Source organism: Pelomonas cellulosilytica (assembly GCF_021353265.1).
Lineage (GTDB): Bacteria > Pseudomonadota > Gammaproteobacteria > Burkholderiales > Burkholderiaceae_C > Pelomonas > Pelomonas cellulosilytica.
This window is the reverse complement of sequence record NZ_JAJTWU010000027.1, coordinates 1-2017: the sequence shown is the minus strand read 5'-3', so window position 1 is coordinate 2017 and position 2017 is coordinate 1. Positions and strand designations below refer to the sequence as shown.

The window sequence follows — 2017 nt, the reverse complement described above, 5'->3', positions numbered from 1 at the left end:
GCGTCACGAAGCAAAGGCTCAGCTGAACCCCGCGGGGCGAGGAGGAGCTGCTGCATGCTGCGCATGTCCAACGGGTGAGAGTCCCGTCCCGGTAGGCGTCGGTGCGCCGGGTAGCAGACCCCAGGTCGCTGAGGGAGACCTCGTGGCCCGAGCGGGGTGTCAGAAGCCCGTGAGGCGGCGAGAGCCGTGCAGCGGGGAGCAAGCACGCGGGCCGCAACATGAAGTGAAGCCTGCAGCCTCGTCAGATTTACAACCCGCAGGTCGAACCGCTCATCTCACGGTGAAGACAACATCACTGGCGCAAGAACCGAAGCGCGCCGGGGACTGCGGCGGGGTATGGGGCGCAGCACGCGTGCAAGGACAGGTGCGGAACGTGAGAGACCCGTCTGCGCAGCCCTTGTCGGGGCAAGCGCGCTCATATAAGCCCAAGGCGAAGTTGAGGCGTGCGCAGCGGGAGTCCGAGGGGATCGTAGTACTGGACGATGGCGCGCAAGCGCCGTCGACGAAGGCCGTGTGGCATAACGCGGTCGGAGGGAAGGGTCCCTGCGGTGGTCATGCTGATGGAGCGGGTAAGCGCGAGGGAATGGCCGGCGAGACCGGACCTAACGACCCCGTCGACCTTGAGTCGAGCGACAAAGTGCGACAACTGCAAAGGCAGCTCTGGGCCGCAGCCAAGCGGGCGCCGGGAAGGCGCTTCCATGCGTTGTACGACCAGATGTGCAGGGATGACATCCTGCACGAGGCGTGGAAGCGCGTGCGCCGCAACAAGGGCGCAGCGGGCGCTGATCGGGTGACGATTGGCGAAGTCGAGCAGTATGGCATCCGGCGCTTCTTAGAAGAGCTGGCACAAGTACTGCGTGCAGGCGAGTACGGGGCGCAGGTCGTGCGGCGCACCTACATACCCAAGGCGGACGGAAGAAAGAGGCCACTGGGCATTCCTACGGTGCGAGACCGGGTGGTGCAGATGGCGGCCAAGCTGGTGCTGGAGCCGATCTTCGAGGCGGACTTCAAGCCGTGCTCGTATGGGTTCCGACCGGGACGCAGTGCAACGATGGCGCTGGAAGAGCTCAGGACGCTGGGCGCACAAGGTGCGGATCATGTGCTGGACGCCGACATCGAGAACTACTTCGGCAACATCGAACACGACAAACTGCTGGTGCTGGTTGGCCAGCGGGTGAGTGACCGGCGGATGCTCAAGCTGGTGAGGCAGTGGCTGCAGGCGGGCGTGATGGAGGATGGCGTGGTGAGCCACCCGGTGGCGGGAACGCCGCAGGGCGGCGTGATCTCACCGTTGCTGTCTAACATCTACCTGCATGTGCTGGACCGGGTGTGGGCGCTTCATGGCGCTCATCTCGGGACGTTGGTGAGGTACGCGGACGACTTCGTGGTCATGTGCAAAAGCACGTGGGCGTGTGAGGAGGCGCAAGGCCGCATCGAGCACGTATTGGGTCGACTGGGGTTGAAGCTGCACCCCGACAAGACGAAGCGCGTGGACTTGACGCAGGGTGCACAGGGGTTTGACTTCCTGGGCTGCCACTTGCACAAGCGCATGAGCGGACGCTTGTGGGAGCAGAAGAGACTCAAGCGGTACTACCTGCAACGCTGGCCGAGCCGCAATTCGATGAACCGTGTGCGAGCGCGGGTGCGGGAGCTGACCCCGAGAGCGTGGTGCCACCGGGATGTGCGAAGCGTGATTGCCGAGCTCAATCCGGTGCTGCGTGGTTGGGGGCAATACTTCCGAACCGGTAATGCGGCCGACCGATTCGGCGACGTGGATGGCTATGTCGTGCAGCGACTGCGCAAGTTGCGTATCGCGCGGGCGGGCCGTCACTTGCGCGCGGGTCAAACCCAACGTTGGGATCGCGACTACTTCGAAAGCCTTGGACTGCATCGCCTGCGCGGAACGATCCGCTACCCGGGCAACGCTCCTGTCAAAGGGAGATCCGCGTAATGCTGCGAGCCGACGGACCACTGGTAAGCCGTGTGCGGGAAATCCGCACGCACGGTTTGAACGGGG

The 2017-nt window shown here is 64.4% G+C and carries 1 protein-coding gene; it reads left to right on the top strand.

Features of this window, described 5'->3' with window-relative positions; all coding sequences use genetic code 11:
• Positions 1-583: 583 nt before the first annotated feature.
• Complete coding sequence (ltrA, locus tag LXT13_RS28330) at positions 584-1951, top strand: group II intron reverse transcriptase/maturase (protein WP_233375787.1); 1368 nt, start codon at positions 584-586, stop codon at positions 1949-1951.
• Positions 1952-2017 lie beyond the last annotated feature (66 nt).

Excerpts from the sequence above, each read along its gene's own strand:
- ltrA (WP_233375787.1), top strand. The coding sequence starts at position 584 with ATGGCCGGCGAGACCGGACCTAACGACCCCGTCGACCTTGAGTCGAGC.